The organism is uncultured Acidaminococcus sp. (assembly GCA_900538365.1).
GTDB lineage: Bacteria > Bacillota > Negativicutes > Acidaminococcales > Acidaminococcaceae > Acidaminococcus.
The window spans coordinates 1-16,149 of the sequence record UPXT01000050.1; the positions used below are offsets into that span (position 1 = coordinate 1).

Here is a 16,149-nt window from a genome sequence, read left to right on the forward strand (position 1 = left end):
ATGTGTTAAGCACGCCGCCAGCGTTCGTCCTGAGCCAGGATCAAACTCTCCAAAATAGAATTATTTTGAAGAACCTCTTGGCTCTTGAAAATACTAGCTTTTTTGTTTTTTTACTTCGTTTTCTCGAAGTGACTCGGTCGCGTCACCAAAGTGACTTGACCCGCACATCTGTCAATCAATATTCAGTTCTCAAGGTTCGTTCCTCGCTGTCGTCCTTATCGGTGACAGCTTGTATATCTTATCACAGGAGGAAGTTATTGTCAACAACTTTTTTTGAATTTCTTTTTGGAAATTCTTTGAAGCATTGGCTTGCTCTCCTGCGTCCTGCGTCATCGTGGGGCGTTTGCCTCACCGCTGACAGATAGATACTATACAGGATTTTCCCATAAATTGCAAGCCCTTTTTTTCTTTTTTTGTAATTTTCTTTACAGATACTATATATTGATTTTTTTTGTTTCCTATTCCCCATATCTTGAGATTGCATCGCTGCTAGCTTACCCTGGGATATGGGCTTCTCTTTTATGAGGCGATATTATTTCTGGGAAATCTCTTTTAAGGTCTAGATTGTCAGTTCATTTGTTCCTGAACGTTCCTTTACTGGGCATATGGAGCTACTCCCGAATGGCTGTCAGCTTCCGATATGTCATCTGATGGGCCTTCATTTCTTCTGTCAGGCCGTCCAGCTTTGCCCCATGAGGGATAGGGCGGCGCGTCTTTTCATCGATGGAAACAAAAGTTAGGTAGGATTGGGCTGCAAGCTCCTTGGTATGAAGGAAGCGCACCGTAACAAAAATGCCAAGACTAGTCCTTCCCGCATCGATTACGGTGCCTGTGACGCTCACCGTTTCACCTTTTCCCACTGATTTGACAAATTTCATTCCATTCATCCCAAAAAAGACCATATGGGGATGGCCTAAAAAAGCTTCGGCTGTCAAAAAACCTCCTTCAATCATAAAATTGGCACAGCTTCCCGCAAACAGGGTCCCCCTGGGATTAAGGTCCTTCGGCATGATCATATGATAGGTCTCTAAGGTCTCCGTCATGGCAATCTCCTTATTCAGGCTTAGGCCCATAGGCATTGTCCCTCTCGTCTCCTTTCATGAAAAAGAGAGCGAGGAGAATCACAAAATAAAGAACAGGAATACAAAAGATCATGGCCCAAAGGCCGCTGCGGCCTAGGTCATGGAGACGGCGTACCCCCAAGGTAATCTGCATGATCAGTCCAATGAGGGAAAAAGCTGCCGCCACGGGAGGAACAAAGGAAAAGACAACGGAAATGATGCCCACCGTCACAAGCAGGAGCAGCCAGCGAACAAAAAAGGTGCTGCGGGAAATCCTCCCTTTTGTGGATAGATACATTTCCTGCCAGTTTTCTGTATTCGGAATATTTTCCTTGATGTAGGAAGCTGCACTTTTAGGTCCCTTTTCCTGCTGAAATTGACCTTTTTTCCCTTCTTCCGCTATGGAAGGGTTCACTTTTTCATTTTCTTCTTTTTCAGGGGCAGCTTCAGCTTTACTTTTTATCACGGCTTTTCCGCAATGGGGACAATACTGCGCCGTTTCTTCTATCATTTCGTGACAATATGGACATTCCATGGTCATTCGCTCCTTTTTCTTCTTGGGAAAAACGCTCCCTTGCGAAAGATTATAACACAGATTGTCGTCTTCCTTTTCGCGTTTTCCCCTTTTTCCATGCTATAATGGAACCATCACCATAAGGAGGTGCGCCATGAAGCATTTGATGGCCTGTGCAGCCCTTTGCCTGATTTTAGGGGTTATCTTTCCTGCGGAGGCTCATTGGAACGTCCTTCAAAAGGATGAAAGGGGGACCCTATCCTTCCATGTCGAGTCCCTAAAACTCCTTGATAAGGATCGTACCGTCCGCGTCTACGAACGCTGGCAGCCAAAAGATAGCGGTATATCAGGAACCGTCATGCACAATGAATACGATTTCCACCTGAAACAGTGGCGCACACGGAGCAAATTTACGGTCACGCCGTCAGGAAAGAAAGGGAAAGGGACCCGAAAAATCGGTCCCTGGCAGCCTCTTTTAGCCCTTACACCAACGATGACCCACGCCAGGTATTATCGAGATTATGCACAGCTAAACGGGCCCTGGACGTTCGTTAAGACCATTCCCCGCTTGGGTCGGAAATGGATCAATCCCAAAAGCATTCGAAAAACAGGAACGGAGCGCTATGAAGTCTGGGAAAAGACGGAATTACGCCGCAGCGTGTCAGGTACAAAGGTGCTCCTTTCCCTGACTGAATATGACCTTAGAAAAGAAACGGCAGAAACCAAATACCTTTCAAACTTTGACGCGTCAGGCTATATGACAAGCCATGCAGCCACCAAGGATCGTTGGAGCCGCAAAACTGATACATACGGGGAATATATCGGTGATGCTGTCAAAAGACATTATGAGAAAAAAGAGATGTGAAGATGGTTGTTCTTCACATCTCTTTTTCTTATTTTACGATGGACAGTCCTGGCCCTTCAGGCTTTTTGATGCCGGCGGCTTTCCGGATACCGTCCCCAACATGTTCCAAATGCTCCATCATCATGGTCAGCATGTTGTAGATCAGGGATCCATCCATTTTTTCCGGCATGATGAGACAGGCATCTAGGACCATGCTGCCTCCTTGGTCAATATAATGTTTAAAGGATTTATACGTATGGTTGAGGCGATTCATTTCTTCCAAAACAGCTGACCGTTTTTCTCCTGTGACAGCTGCCCGATCAAGGAGGACTCGAAGCGTCACGAAAACGCTGTCATCCACGGTGACAATGAAGGGATATTCCACGTTCCCTGCTTTGAGCCGGGAATGGAAGAGAACCGTATGGAGCTCATCCTTGGGAACTTCTTCCACACCAAAGGCACCGCTGTCCTTACTTTCAATAAATTTTTTAAAAGCCTCTGCTTTTGCGTTTGCCATTTTTCCACGACCTCGCTATGTTATGCACAATGATATACACAAGTTTTCCACAAAAATAGGAGATTTATCCACAGAAGTTGTGGATAACCTTAGGCAGTCCCCCCTATATATAGGGGTAGGTATCTTTTCCTACCCCCAAGATGAGGGACTTATCCACAATTCATCCACAGAAATTGTGGATTATTTTGCGTTCTCCGTGTCCTTTTCTTCATCACTGACCGTATCCACAACGGCAAGGGCTGCGACCTTATCTCCTTTTTCAAGATCCATCATCTTGACGCCCTGAGCATAGCGGCTATAGCTTGAAATGTCGGAGGCTTTCATGCGGATGATGATGCCCGCTGCGGAAATGAGGAGAATATCGTGATGGTCGTTCACAAGTTTCGATCCAACAATGTCACCGGTTTTATTGGTCACCTTCAGATTGATGATACCTTTGCCGCCCCGCGTCTGCAGACGGTATTCGGAAATGTCGGTCCGTTTTCCCAGGCCCCCTTCCGTGACGGTCAGGACTTCTCCTGATTCACCTTCACAGGAATCCATGGAAACCAATACGTCGTGGTGCCGCAGGGTGATGCCGCGAACGCCATGGGCCGTGCGTCCCATAGGACGGACATCGGATTCGTTGAAGCGGATGGCGTAGCCGTCGCGCGTAGCAAGCAGGATATCGTGGTGGCCGCTTGTGAGCTTGACATCGATGAGATCTTCATCATCATCCAGATTGATGGCAATGAGGCCTGCCCGGCGTGCTGTCTTGAACTCACTGACGCTGGTCTTTTTGATGACGCCCTTATTGGTTGCCATAAAGAGGAATTTGTTCTCATCTTCACTGATTCCCGTTTTGACGGCAATGACTGCAGTAATCTTCTCATTTTCCACAAGGGGCAGAAGGTTCCGGATAAAGGTACCCTTGGCCTGACGGCCCGCTTCTGGGATTTCATAGCCTTTCTGGCGATAGACACGTCCTTGGTTCGTAAAGAAGAGGATGTTGTCATGGGTAGAGGCCATGAGGAGATGTTCAGAAAAATCTCCGGTTACTTTGTTATCTTCTTTCACAATCTTGCCGCTGCCCGCTTTGACGCCTCGTCCGCCGCGGTTCTGATTGCGGAAATTCGTCAGGGCCTGACGCTTGATATAGCTCTGGTGACTGATGGTGATGACAATATCTTCCTCGGCAATGAGATCTTCCGCATCGATTTCACCAGCATCGGGCACAATGGATGTGCGGCGGGGATCGCCAAAACGTTTCTTCACATCAAGGAAATCATCCTTAGCAATTCCCATGATCTTATGCTCATCAGCAAGGACACTTTCAAGATAGGCAATGGTCGCCATGACTTCTGTATATTCATCTTCGATTTTTTTGCGTTCCAAACCGGTGAGGCGCTGGAGACGCATATCCAGGATGGCCTGGGCCTGTTTCTCGCTGAGCCCAAACTTTGCAATCAAGGAAGACCGCGCAATCTCGGCTGTTGCACTGCTGCGGATGGTCGCAATGACCTCATCAAGATGATCGAGGGCAATCTTGAGTCCGGCCAGGATATGGGCCCTTTCCTTGGCTTTGTTGAGTTCATACCGCGTCTTGCGGGTAATGACTTCTTTTTGGTGCTCCAAATAGTAGACGAGGATTTCCTTGAGGTTCAAGATCCGCGGATGGCCCTTGACGAGTGCCAGCTGGATGATTCCAAAGGATTCCTGCATCTGCGTATGTTTATAGAGCTTATTGAGCATGATTTCCGGAATGATGTCACTGCGCAGTTCAATCACGATGCGCATGCCCTTCCGGTCCGATTCGTCGCGCAGGTCCGTAATGCCTTCCAAAGTCTTATCCTGCACCAAATGAGCAATGCTTTCAATGAGGCGGGCTTTATTGACCTGATAAGGAATCTCGGTCACAACGATGCGGTTCTTGTTTTTGGGCATGGGCTCCACATGAGCCTTGGCACGAACCTTGACAACCCCACGGCCCGTCGTATAGGCCTGACGAATGCCGCTGACACCAAGGATTTGGGCTCCTGTTGGAAAGTCCGGACCCTTGATGGCACCCATAAGGTCTTCGATGGTTGCATCAGGATGATCGATGAGCATGACCAGAGCGTCCACGACTTCCCCCAAGTTATGGGGCGGAATATTCGTTGCCATCCCGACGGCAATACCGGCAGAACCATTGATCAAAAGGGCTGGAACCTTTGAAGGCAGGACTGTAGGTTCCTTCAAGGATTCATCATAGTTCGGGATGAAATCGACTGTATCCTTTTCAATGTCGCGAAGCATCTCCACGGCAATCTTGCCCATACGTACTTCGGTATAACGCATAGCAGCCGGAGGATCACCATCGATGGAACCGAAGTTCCCATGTCCATCCACCATGAGGTAGCGGGTCGAAAAATCCTGTGCAAGGCGCACGATGGCGTCATAAACGGAAGAGTCCCCGTGGGGATGATACTTACCAAGGACATCACCGACGATACGGGCCGATTTCTTGTAAGCCTTGTTGGGAAGCATGCCGGCTTCGTTCATGGCATACAGAATCCGCCGATGTACCGGTTTCAGGCCGTCCCGCACATCCGGCAGGGCGCGCTGCACAATGACACTCATGGCATAGTCGATATAGGATTTCTGCATTTCCTCTTCGACGTAGACCGGAATGACTTTGCCAGCTGTGATGGTTTGACCTTCATTTTGCTGATCGTCCACGTTGTCACGCATCCTTTCTTGCGGCCTCCCCCTTGGAAGGCCGTCCTTGCAATCTATCCATACCTGTCAGGACTGACTGACAGGGCATCTTATCTCAAAAACACCTCATAGACCTGTTTGCCAATGAGGAGGACCGTTACGATAAGGTAAAGGGTCCTGATAAAGCCCACGCCGCGGCTGATGGCAATCTTCGCTCCCAGATAGGCGCCAACAATCTCACAAAGGGCCATGGGAATGGCATAGATGAAATAGACCTTGCCTAAAAAGAGAAAGGCCGCAATTCCACCTAAATTGCTCGCAAGGTTCATGGCCTTGGCATTGCCGGCTGCGGTCACAAAATTGTAGCCGAAATAGAGAAAACCAAAAATCAGGAAGGTTCCTGTTCCTGGTCCAAAAAAGCCATCATAGGCCCCCAAAAAGAGAATCATGGCAAGGATTCCCACAAGGTCCTTCCGGGAAAAGGACGCTATTTGGTCAGCACCGCCCCAATCTTTCTTGAAAAAGGTGTAGAGGGCTACAAGCACGAGGGCGGCAATGACAATATAGCGCAGGAGCAATTCCGGGAGGGAACTGGCAATCACGGCCCCAAGGGCAGAACCAATGACGGAAAGGGGCATGCAGCGCAGCATCCTGCGGTCTACGCGTCCGCTCCGCATAAAAGTGGTGAAGCTCGTAATGGCCCCGACAACGGAAGCCATTTTGTTGGAGCCTAGGGCATAAGCCATGGGAAGGCCGGTCGCCATCCAGGCCGGCAGGGTAATCAGCCCGCCGCCGCCTACAATGGCATCAATGAAGGAACCGACAAAGCCGGCGAGCATGAGGAATCCTAAATGGACCCAAGAAAATTCAATCATGGTGCCTACTCCTTATAGGTCAGATAAAAACCTGCAATGCCAGCATGACACGAAGCCGTGGTCTTACTTCCGGCCATTTTGTTGCTCACGGCGTAAGGATTTTCACTGGATATCACGGCATGCTCAAGCGGCCAACGAACACCGTCAATGGAAACCTCACAGTCAGGGCTGAACGGCAGCAAACTAAGGGCCTTAGGGGCCTTCTTGACCTCAAAACACAGACAATCGCCCTTTTCCAAGAAAATAAGCAGCTCCCATTCATCAAGGAGTACGACGGGAGTCTTTGTCCTTTTCTGGTACTGGAGAAGGATCAGTAAATTGGCATAAAGGTGATCGGCTCTTCCACCCCAGATGCCGCTTGCTAGAAGCGTCCCTACAGGCGGCATTTCCTTGAGGAGCAGGGAAAGATCCGTTGCGTCCTTGTTCACCAAATAAGTCAGTACCTTGGTCCCATGCGCCTTGATTTTTTCCCAGCTTCCAGCGTGACCGCTGTCCCTGTCCCCGCAGGCAAGGACGGGATAGAGCCCAGCCCGCACACAATAATCGGCGCCTTTATCGGCTCCATAAAGGGGCATGTCTCCCATAGCAGCACGAAGCCAATTTGGATCAGGGCCCCGACCGCCTGCAACAAGGCCGGCAAGGGGCAATTTCCCCCGCGAAAGGATCAGCTTTCCCTGCGGCAGCAGCAGCTCCATGGAAATCCTCCTTAGAAGTCCAGATTCGTTACTTTACCGGCATTTTCCTCAATGAACTGGCGGCGCGGTTCTACTTTATCGCCCATCAGGACGGAAAATACAGAATCTGCTGAAGCGGCATCCTCCAGATGGACCTGCAGGACCGTCCGCTTGGAAGGATCCATGGTCGTTTCCCAGAGCTGTTCCGGATTCATTTCACCAAGCCCTTTATACCGCTGGACATAAGGATTGTTCTGACGGCCCACCTCATCCAGTTTCTTTTGCAGTTCATCGTCACTGTAAGCATAGGTGTGATTCTTGCCCGTACGGATGAGGTAAAGGGGCGGCTGGGCAATGAAGACATTGCCATTGCGGATGAGCGGCTGCATATAGCGGTAGAAGAACGTCAAGAGCAACGTCCTGATATGGGCCCCGTCGACATCAGCATCGGTCATGATGATGATCTTGCCGTAACGGATCTTACTGAGATCGAATTCATCGCCAATCCCGCAGCCAAAGGCGGTGATCATGGAGCGGATTTCATTGTTGTTCAGCATCTTGTCCAGGCGGGCCTTCTCCACATTGAGGATTTTGCCGCGCAAAGGCAGGATGGCCTGGAAGGCACGGTCACGGCCCTGCTTGGCGCTGCCGCCAGCAGAGTCCCCTTCAACGATGTAGATTTCCGTTTCTTCCGCGTTCTTACTGGAACAGTCTGCCAGTTTCCCCGGCAGGGAACTTACTTCCAGGGCGCTCTTACGCCGCGTCAGGTCACGGGCCTTCCGGGCAGCTGCGCGGGCACGGCTCGAGAGAATGGCTTTTTCCACGATTTTCTTCGCCGTTGGTGCATTTTCCTCAAAATACTCATTGAGGGCATCGCTCACCATATTGTCAACGATTCCGCGGACTTCGCTGTTGCCAAGCTTGGTCTTTGTCTGCCCTTCAAACTGCGGTTCCCGGACTTTCAAACTAAGGACACAGGTCAAGCCTTCGCGGACGTCATCACCGGAAAGGTTTTCCTCGCTGTCCTTCAAGAGGCCATTCTTGCGGGCATAATCGTTGATACTTCTCGTCAGGGCCTGTTTCAGACCGGCCAGATGGGTTCCGCCTTCTTCCGTATTGATGTTGTTGACGAAGGTATAGATATTTTCCGTGTAGGCATCCGTGTACTGCATGGCCACTTCCACGATGGTGTCCTGTCTTTCACCTTCGACATAGATTGGCGTATTGAAAATGGCTTCCTTGCCCTTGTTGATATATTCCACAAAGGAGATGATTCCGCCTTCGTAGTGGAAGATCTCATCGGCACCGGAACGGTCATCCTTCAGTTCAATCTTGACGCCCTTATTGAGAAAGGCCAGCTCCCGGATACGATGCTTCAGCGTTTCATAGCTGTAGACCGTTTCCGTGAAGATTGTGTCATCAGGCCAAAAATGGACGCTTGTGCCCGTATCCTTGGCATCACATTCCCCTTTGACATAAAGGGGACGAACGGTCTTGCCCTTGCTGAACTCAATCCCATAAATCTTGCCGTCTTTTTTGACCTCGACTTCCATGCGTCGGCTCAAAGCGTTGACGCAGGAAACACCAACCCCATGAAGACCGCCGGAGACCTTATAACCGCCATCGCCAAATTTACCGCCGGCGTGCAGGATGGTCATGACAACTTCAATAGCCGGTTTGCCAATCTTATGCATTTCAACAGGGATCCCGCGCCCATTGTCGACGACGGTGATGCTGTTATCTTCTCCGATTTCAACAAGGATATGGTCACAGTAACCGGCCAGGGCCTCATCGATGGAGTTATCGATGACTTCATAAACCAAATGATGGAGACCACGGGCGCTGATACTGCCGATATACATACTTGGCCGTTTGCGAACGGCTTCGAGGCCCTCCAGGACTTGGATCTGCTCTGCCCCGTATTCACCGTGGACGGCAATCTCCTCTTCTATCGTTTTCTCATTATCTTTTTCAGTCATGGAAACCTCCCAAATTGTGTTTCTGTTAACGGTTCATGAGCGTCTTGCTCGAAATACCGGAAAGGATGATCTTATCGCTCGTAACAATGCAGCTCGCCGGCGGATAGGCATCGGTCAGATCAAGGACCTTGGACGTACCCAGCTGCGGTTTCAAAAACAGCCGATAAAGATTCGTCCGCTTGTTGCGAATATCAAAGATGCCGATGATCTCGCTATTTTTTATGATGTAGTTGTTTCCCAGATGCAGGTACATAGGTCCGGCGGCTCCTTTCTTTTTCGATGATGGCGTCGATCCGTTCATCTGACAGTTGTTCCGGGGAAAGGGAACGAGTCAGCATGACGGCAAAAGCCTTATCAACGGACTTGGCATGGGGATCCAGGGCCTTTCCCATGGCCCATTCCCCCAAAAGGGCTTTAACGTCAGTAAATGTCATTTTATCACACTCAACGGTATGGCGACAATCTTCATAGGAAATCCAAGGCGTTTTTTTAAGAACCTGATGGATCTTTTGACGGGTCGCTTCGTCCCTTTTGCGCCGGCAGGCACTGCAGATGGTTTCGCCTTCTATCAAAGGCACACCGCAGCAGGGACAGCGATGCTTCTCGTCAAGACGGGGCATGAAGGGCCGCTCATCGTCCTTTGCTTCTGGGGCTTCTTCCAACACTCCATGGAATATCTTCAGGGTCTTCACAGAAACCAGACGGCGTCCATTTTTTCGTGGCAGGGCCTTGCCAATCGCAGCAAGCAGCTTGCCCTGCATAGTCAGGAAATTGTGGGACCAACTTGGATTATCCGTGTGGATGAACAATATTCCGTGCTGAAGGCGGTAGGGCTGGGAATGACGGGCTGCCGCCTCCCCAACAATCAAAGCCCAGTCTTTTCGAAGACGGTAAAGAACATATTTTTCCTTGGCAAGATCCGTCTTGAGCGCGGCCATGACCAAACAATCAATGTCCTTCATGATCATCTGCCTCCACCCAACCGGAACGAACTTCGTAAAAGACCGCATCCCCACTGGAGCGTGCCAAGGCGCGGTCATTGACCGTCAGAAGGGTCTGCACCTTGCCGCCCATGCCATCAAGGAGCATGCGGCGGCGCCCTTCATCAAGCTCACTGAGCACATCGTCAAGAAGCAGGACAGGATACTCCTCCTTGCTGTGATAAATGAATTCCAGTTCCGAAAGTTTAAGGGCCAGGGCCGCTGTCCGCTGCTGACCTTGGGACCCGAAGGAACGCAGGGGCCGGCCTTCCTGCAGGATTTCAAGATCATCCCGATGCGGTCCCATGCTGGTATATCCCCTCACATAATCAAGCCGATGCCGCTTTTTCAGTTCTTCTTGGTAAAATGCCTGCCACTCAGAAAGGGAAAGCCCCTTAGGGGGAATCCCTTCCCCGTCCGACCGTTTCTGCTGATAGGATAGGGTCATCTTCTCACGATCCTGGGTAATGGTTCCATAGACAAGCCCTGCAGCCCGTTCGATTTCTTCCATGGCTTTCAGCCGTTCAAAGATGATGACCGCGGCACTGCGGGAAAGCGCTTCATCCCATACAAGAAGCTGACCTTCATCCATTTTTTCCTGGTCGCGGCATTGGCGCAGGAAACGATTGCGCTGCTGCAGGACTCGATTGTAGTTTTGCAGGGCTTCATAGTAAAACCGGCTGGTCTGGGCAATTTCCATATCAAGGAAACGCCGCCGAAGGGAGGGATCCCCCTTGACAAGCTGCAGATCATCCGGCGTAAAAAGGACCAGGTTCAGTGAACCATAGTGTTCCTTGGGAGAAATGGGCGTGCCATTTCGCTGAGCCTGTTTGCGGGCTCTCTTCCCTTCCTGGGTTCGCTTGACAAGGAGCTGATTTTCCCCATAGCGGTCACAGAAAGTCACTTCGGCCGCACAGTCTGTCTCACCAAATTGCACCAGCTCTTCATCATGCCGGCTGCGAAACGAAAATCCCATTGCCGCATAATAGAGCCCCTCTAGGAGATTGGTCTTCCCTTGGGCGTTGCAGCCATAGATGACTGTCAAGTCATGGGATAGGTTCAGCGTAAGGTCCCCATAATTGCGAAAATGATGGAGGCGCAGTGACGAGAGTCTCATGCTGCTTAGAAAATTACGCGCACAGGCGTAATGATATAGGTGTAGGAAGGATCATCAACGGGCATCATACGGGCAGGCGAAAGGGAGGAATTGGTTTCAAGGACCACTTGGTCACTGGAAATATTCTTGCAGAAATCCATCAGATACTTGGAGTTAAAGGCAATATTGAGTGGCAGTTCCTCTCCTGTCGTTACCCCTTCCATGATTTCCATTCCTTGACCGCGGTCACTGGCTGCACTGGAAAGGACCACCCGCTCGGCTTCGATGTTGAGACGGATGATGTTATATTCCCCCTGCGCAAAAAGGGAAACTCGCTGAATGGCCCGTTCCAGATCCTGACGATTGAGGACCGTTCGGTTCTTGAAAGACGGCGGAATCGGTCTTGAATAATCAGGGAAGGTCCCTTCGATGAGACTTGAGACAAGGCTGAGGCTTCCCATACGGACCAAGATCTTGCTGTCTTTTTGGATGATGGCCACATCTTCCGGCAGCTCCCCAGTCAAGTTGTTGGCGATTTCCTTAAGGACGCGGGCAGGAATGAGCAGGGAATATTCGCTGTCATCCGCCGTTTCTGCCTCACTAGACTTGATGGCCAGACGATGGGTATTGGTCCCGACACAAGTGATATGCTGCCCTTTTTTCTCCATGAATACGCCTGTAAAAAGCGGCCGCGATTCATCAGCAGAACAGGCATAGACGGTTTGACGGATGAGCTGTCCCAGCACATCTTCGGGCAGTGTCAGGATCCGTTCTCCTTCAAACTCAGGAAAAGCCGGATAATCTTCACTTCCAATCAGGGGAATATGATAGGTGCCCGTTTCGCTGGTAAGCGTCAGTTCCTGGGGCTCTTCTTTTTGGGTCAAGGTGAGAATGTCCGTAGAAAACTTGGCCAAAAGATCCCCTAAGGACTGTGCAGGAACAAGGATGCTCCCGTCTTCACTGCCATTGACTTCCAAGACTTTCTTCATGCTGAAGTTGACATCCATAGCCACAAGTTCCAAGACATTGCCGCTAAGGCTCATATGGATCCCAGAAAAAATGGGGGCGTTGGGGCTTGAGGAAATCGCTTTTTTTACGGTATTGACAGCTTTGGCAAGCTGGGCACTTTCACAGGAAAACTGCATGAGAAAACCTCCTTTAGATGAGAACTCTAAAATATTAAAAGATAGCCGCCTTAGTAGTAGGGGCTGTGAATTTGTTCAAAAATCCTGAAATCCTTGATGGGGCCTTATATTTCGTTGTTGATAAAGGTGTGGGAAAGTTGTTGATGGCTATCCACAAGTCCACAGGATTTTGGGGAAAAGAAGTTATGAACAGATTCATCCACAGTTTTTCCACAAAGTTATCCACGTCCTGTGCATAATTCTGTGGATGACTATTAATTGAAGGAAATTAAAACAATCAGCCTTTCAGATGGGCGATATGCTTTTCGATTTCCTTGGCAAATTCGGTCTTTTCCTTGCTCTTGGAAAGAATCTTGTCACAGGCGTGAAGGACCGTTGTGTGGTCACGGCCGCCAAAGGATTCGCCAATGCGGGGCAGGGAAAGATCGGTCAAGGTCCGAGCCAGATACATACCAATCTGGCGGGGCAGGGTGATATTGGCTGTCCGTTTCTTGGAAAGCAGGTCATTCAAGGTAATGTTGTAATACGAGGCAATGTACTGCTGGATGGCTTCAATGGTAATGGTCCTTGAAACTGGCGTGAGATTGAGGTCCTTGAGGGCTTCAATGGCCAGTTCTTCCGTAATGGGTTCGTTGGAAAATTGAGAATAGGCGCGGACCTTGGTATAGGCTCCTTCCAGTTCACGGATGTTGGTAGAAATATTGCTGGCAATGAGGTTTGTTACGCTGTCTGGTACGCTGATATGGTCCTTGAGGGCCATGTTCTTCAAGATGGCAATCCTCGTTTCAAGGTCCGGCGGCTGGATATCAGCAATGAGGCCCCACGTAAACCGGCTTTTAAGGCGCTCTTCCAGTGTATCTAGTTCCGACGGTTTGCGGTCACTGGAAATGATGATCTGTTTTTCTGCTTTGTAGAGCGTTTCGAAAGTATGGAAGAATTCTTCCTGCGTCGATTCCTTTTTTCTCAAAAATTGGATATCGTCAATGAGCAGGACATCAATGTTGCGATATTTGTTGCGAAAGGCTTCTGTTGCATTGTTCTGGATGGAATTGATCAGTTCATTGGTGAAGGTTTCACTGGATGTATAAAGAATCTTCATTTCCGGATGGTCCTGGTGGATCTTGTTGCCAATGGCATTCATGAGGTGGGTCTTGCCAAGTCCTGAATCGCTGTAAAGAAAAAGCGGGTTATAGACCTTGGCCGGTGCTTCGGCAACGGCTTTGGAAGCGGCATGGGCAAAGCGATTGGAATTGCCGATGACGAAGTTTTCAAAGACGTATTTAGGCGACAGATTGGAAGAAAAATCCTGACGCGGTCCCTTTTTGGAGATGATGGGTTCCTGTGCTTTTGGTGCAGCAGCCCCGTGGTCAGGAAAAAGATCTTCTTCTTTGTTTGCCAGGTCAGGACGGATCTCTACTTCAAGGGTCATGGGCCGATTGAACTGACTTTTTAGGAAAGCCTCAATGGGTTCCTTATAATTATTTATGATCCACTCTTTGGTAAAATCATTCATCACATCAAGGAGCAGCGTATCTTCTGTGAGGGAATGCGGAACAGCCTGAGAAAGCCATTTTTTGCACCCCGACATCTTAGGAATGGACTGATCCCCATTTAGAAGGGTCTCCCATAAGGAAGAAAGGACGTCATTCTCCATAAGTAAACCACCTTTATCATCATTTTCTCGAATCCATATTATAGCATATTCGGGGTGAACTTTGGGGAGGAACTTTGCTAACCTGTGGAAAACATTGTGGACATGTGGATAACTTTTATAGTTATGTAAAATAAAAAGATGAAAAGAACAGAAATTAAGGGAATTTTGACTTTGTGCACAAGAAAAAGAATTATGCACAGAAAGTTATCCACAGGTGTGGATAACTTTGGGGAAAAGTATGAAAAAATCAAGGGTTTTAACATGCTTTCGAATATATGTTTTGTATATAACTTGGATGAGGCAGAAAAGGGATGGAATGGGTCTCGTTTTTTTGAAATGGACAGAAACAACATTTTATTAAGATATTCTATTTTTATATGATGATTTTGTATCGCATAAAAAATGAGAAAAAGGGAAGAAAAGAAGAGGTCCTTTTCTGTGTATAAATCCTTAATGTTCGGAAATAAGAAAACATATCTTTATGTGAGGAAACAGGGCTATTTTTCTATGGTTATGCCCTCTATTCTGCTTGTGGATAAAAAAGCAGTTTTTTTCCTTTTTCCACAGGCAGAAAGCAAAAATCCGCACTTATACACAGTTATCCACAGCTTTTTAAGGTTATCCCCAGAAGTTTGTGGAAAACTTTTAAACCCTGTTCCCATGGGCAAACTGACAAAGATAAAACTGGAATCAAGGTGGATAAAGGCGGAGCCTTGTGGAAAAAGAGGACTTATACACAGTTTTTTTGAAACAGCCTGTGTATAAGTCCTGTAGATGAAGGCTTAAAGGATGGAATTGTTCGGAAAATGCATCCTTTCTTTTTTCTTAACATGGTAAAAAAAAAAGGCCGCCGTATCGGCGGCAGCCTATCTTTTGAAGTGGAGCGGGCAATGGGAATCGAACCCACCTCTAAAGCTTGGGAAGCTTTCATTCTACCAATGAACTATGCCCGCATAACAACGCTATTTTACCAAAGAAAGCGGTTTTTGTAAAGGGAAAAGCAAGATGAATCGCAGGATGATCTTAAAAGGTTCCTTTGATGGTATAATGAAACCAAAAAAGTTCAAAGGAGGCTTTTTCCATGAAAGATAAAATGATTCTGGCTCTTTTGCTGGGGGTCATTTCCTTTAGCGGCAGTTCGTTTGCTGCAGTCAAAACGGCAGAGACCGTGCCCAGCAAAATCCTTGATGTCACGCTTACGAGAAATAAGATCACTTCCATTCCTGACGTGGTCTATGAACAGGTCCCCCAGCGGGGATATCCCAGCAGAGCCATGAAAATGGACCTACTCATCCCTGAGACGAAGGATAAGAAGCCCCTCATTCTTTATATTCCAGGCGGCGGTTTTATTTCTGCCAATAAAAACAATATGCCCCAGCTCGTGAACCATTTGGCAGAACAGGGCTATGTCGTGGCTGCGGTTGAGTACCGTGTGGCACCTACGGTCAAGTTCCCTGCTCCTTTGGAAGATACCAAAACAGCCCTGCGCTATCTAAGGGCCCACGCAGACCAGTATGGTATTGATCCCCGGCGGGTCGGCGTCATTGGAGGCAGTGCCGGTGGTTATTTAACGGCCCTTATGGCAACGACAAGCGGCAGCAGGGAATTTGATAAGGGAGAATACCTTCAGGAAAAAAGCGATATTACCTGTGCTGTTGACCTGTATGGCCTTTCCGATTTGACTCGGATTGGGGATGATTATTCCAAACAGGTACAGGCCCTTCATGCTTCCAGTGGTGCTACAGAAGCCCTGTGGGTCAATGGGAGCGGTGTTTTTGGCGGTAAGGACGGCGGTATTTCTGCCGATCAAAAGGCCGCGCAGCGGGCCAATCCCATTACATATATTTCTTCGACCTCGGCGCCTTTGATGCTCATGCATGGTACGGCCGATACGGTGGTATCGCCAAGCCAGACGGATCTTCTTTTCCAAGCCCTGCAGAAAAAGAAGATCCCCAGTGAACGCTATCTTGTTCCCCATGCGCCTCATGGCGGCGTCTACTGGATCCAGCCAAAGGTGCTTGAAACGATTACCGCTTATTTTGATCGCTATCTCAAAGGCTAGACGACAGCAGAAAAAAGGGTTCTTCACGTATTTTTGGGGGATTCCAAATCATACGTAGGTAAAGACAGGTAC

Annotated in this window: 16 protein-coding genes and 1 tRNA gene; 4 read left to right on the top strand and 13 right to left on the bottom strand. The window is 48.9% G+C overall.

Translation table 11 applies throughout. From position 1 onward, the window contains the following. Nucleotides 1-611: 611 nt before the first annotated feature. Complete coding sequence (locus tag QZQ08_RS08510; protein WP_296330822.1) at nucleotides 612-1,043, bottom strand: acyl-CoA thioesterase; 432 nt, start codon at nucleotides 1,041-1,043, stop codon at nucleotides 612-614. A 10-nt stretch (nucleotides 1,044-1,053) separates the two neighbouring features. Further along, on the bottom strand, nucleotides 1,054-1,596 hold the full coding sequence (locus QZQ08_RS08515) for a DUF805 domain-containing protein (RefSeq protein WP_296330825.1): 543 nt from the start codon (nucleotides 1,594-1,596) through the stop codon (nucleotides 1,054-1,056). 133 nt (nucleotides 1,597-1,729) lie between these two features. On the opposite strand from QZQ08_RS08515, the gene QZQ08_RS08520 reads away from it, so the two are divergent. After that, the gene (locus tag QZQ08_RS08520) at nucleotides 1,730-2,440 is read left to right on the top strand and encodes a hypothetical protein (RefSeq protein WP_296330828.1); all 711 of its coding nucleotides are present in this window, start codon (nucleotides 1,730-1,732) and stop codon (nucleotides 2,438-2,440) included. A gap of 28 nt (nucleotides 2,441-2,468) precedes the next feature. On the opposite strand, the gene QZQ08_RS08525 is transcribed toward QZQ08_RS08520, so the two are convergent. The 10 genes from QZQ08_RS08525 to dnaA form a co-directional block, all read right to left on the bottom strand. Then, nucleotides 2,469-2,936, bottom strand: coding sequence for a YbjN domain-containing protein (locus QZQ08_RS08525; protein WP_296330831.1), 468 nt, complete (start codon nucleotides 2,934-2,936; stop codon nucleotides 2,469-2,471). Nucleotides 2,937-3,116: 180 nt separating this feature from the next. Beyond that, a complete protein-coding gene (gene gyrA, locus QZQ08_RS08530; protein WP_366140875.1) occupies nucleotides 3,117-5,645 on the bottom strand; it encodes a DNA gyrase subunit A in 2,529 nt (842 codons plus the stop codon). A gap of 77 nt (nucleotides 5,646-5,722) precedes the next feature. Then, on the bottom strand, nucleotides 5,723-6,487 hold the full coding sequence (locus tag QZQ08_RS08535) for a TSUP family transporter (RefSeq protein WP_296330838.1): 765 nt from the start codon (nucleotides 6,485-6,487) through the stop codon (nucleotides 5,723-5,725). 5 nt (nucleotides 6,488-6,492) lie between these two features. After that, nucleotides 6,493-7,182 carry a thiamine diphosphokinase gene (locus tag QZQ08_RS08540; protein WP_296330839.1) on the bottom strand — a complete coding sequence of 230 codons (690 nt, stop codon included), beginning with the start codon at nucleotides 7,180-7,182 and terminating at the stop codon, nucleotides 6,493-6,495. A gap of 11 nt (nucleotides 7,183-7,193) precedes the next feature. Further along, nucleotides 7,194-9,140, bottom strand: a complete 1,947-nt coding sequence (gene gyrB / locus QZQ08_RS08545) for a DNA topoisomerase (ATP-hydrolyzing) subunit B (RefSeq protein ID WP_009014982.1) — start codon at nucleotides 9,138-9,140, stop codon at nucleotides 7,194-7,196. A 25-nt stretch (nucleotides 9,141-9,165) separates the two neighbouring features. Then, the gene (remB, locus tag QZQ08_RS08550) at nucleotides 9,166-9,393 is read right to left on the bottom strand and encodes an extracellular matrix regulator RemB (protein ID WP_296330844.1); all 228 of its coding nucleotides are present in this window, start codon (nucleotides 9,391-9,393) and stop codon (nucleotides 9,166-9,168) included. Then, entirely contained in the window at nucleotides 9,353-10,102 is a 750-nt protein-coding gene (locus QZQ08_RS08555) for a DciA family protein (protein ID WP_296330847.1), read from the bottom strand. Before QZQ08_RS08555 ends, remB begins: the two co-directional genes overlap by 41 nt. After that, a complete protein-coding gene (gene recF / locus QZQ08_RS08560) occupies nucleotides 10,089-11,237 on the bottom strand; it encodes a DNA replication/repair protein RecF (RefSeq protein ID WP_296330849.1) in 1,149 nt (382 codons plus the stop codon). The genes QZQ08_RS08555 and recF overlap by 14 nt, the downstream gene beginning before the upstream one ends. A 5-nt stretch (nucleotides 11,238-11,242) precedes the next feature. After that, entirely contained in the window at nucleotides 11,243-12,361 is a 1,119-nt protein-coding gene (gene dnaN / locus QZQ08_RS08565; RefSeq protein ID WP_296330851.1) for a DNA polymerase III subunit beta, read from the bottom strand. A gap of 277 nt (nucleotides 12,362-12,638) precedes the next feature. Then, a complete protein-coding gene (dnaA, locus tag QZQ08_RS08570; protein WP_296330855.1) occupies nucleotides 12,639-14,015 on the bottom strand; it encodes a chromosomal replication initiator protein DnaA in 1,377 nt (458 codons plus the stop codon). 138 nt (nucleotides 14,016-14,153) lie between these two features. On the opposite strand from dnaA, the gene QZQ08_RS08575 reads away from it, so the two are divergent. Both QZQ08_RS08575 and QZQ08_RS08580 read left to right on the top strand, forming a co-directional pair. Continuing rightward, nucleotides 14,154-14,396, top strand: a complete 243-nt coding sequence (locus tag QZQ08_RS08575; RefSeq protein ID WP_296330858.1) for a hypothetical protein — start codon at nucleotides 14,154-14,156, stop codon at nucleotides 14,394-14,396. A gap of 57 nt (nucleotides 14,397-14,453) precedes the next feature. Next, a complete protein-coding gene (locus QZQ08_RS08580) occupies nucleotides 14,454-14,780 on the top strand; it encodes a hypothetical protein (protein WP_296330860.1) in 327 nt (108 codons plus the stop codon). A gap of 114 nt (nucleotides 14,781-14,894) precedes the next feature. On the opposite strand, the gene QZQ08_RS08585 is transcribed toward QZQ08_RS08580, so the two are convergent. Beyond that, nucleotides 14,895-14,968: transfer RNA gene (locus QZQ08_RS08585), tRNA-Gly, on the bottom strand. Nucleotides 14,969-15,096: 128 nt separating this feature from the next. Between QZQ08_RS08585 and QZQ08_RS08590 the strand changes: the two genes are divergently transcribed. Further along, a complete protein-coding gene (locus QZQ08_RS08590; protein ID WP_296330862.1) occupies nucleotides 15,097-16,077 on the top strand; it encodes an alpha/beta hydrolase in 981 nt (326 codons plus the stop codon). Nucleotides 16,078-16,149 lie beyond the last annotated feature (72 nt).